Raw genomic sequence first — 381 nt, 5'->3', positions numbered from 1 at the left:
CGGGTGGCCAAGCTGATGAACCCGCAGCTCGGCAAGCAGGGCTACAGCGGCCAGATCTTCGTGTTCTGGGACCTGGAGCAGGACCTCTTGAGCTATGACATGCACGACGCCCACCAGGTCCGCGACTGGTCGACAAAAGACCTGGAGGTCTTCTTCAGCCCCGACTTCATGCGCCGGGTGTGGTTTGTGGCGCCGCTCAAGAGTCAGGCGACCGTCCCGGTCCCGGAGGAGTTTTTCCTGCGCCCGACCCTGTATCCGGACAAGTTTCCCCAGGAGCGCACGGTCACGCTGCCGTCCCCGCTGAAGGAGCGGTTTGAGGCTCAGGAGGAGTCGCGCCAGCTCGTCTTCACCGGCAGCACCGAGTAGAGCAGCCCGCGCTCG

Annotated in this window: 1 protein-coding gene; it reads left to right on the top strand. The window is 64.6% G+C overall.

What is annotated here, in order from left to right:
* Positions 1–366, top strand: a 366-nt coding sequence (locus J4F42_09990; protein ID MCE2485830.1) for a hypothetical protein, incomplete at its 5' end; no start/stop codon positions are given.
* Positions 367–381: the final 15 nt, after the last annotated feature.

Source organism: Desulfurellaceae bacterium, from assembly GCA_021296095.1.
Taxonomy (GTDB): domain Bacteria; phylum Desulfobacterota; class Binatia; order Bin18; family Bin18; genus JAAXHF01.
This window is presented reverse-complemented; position numbering and strand designations above follow the sequence as displayed.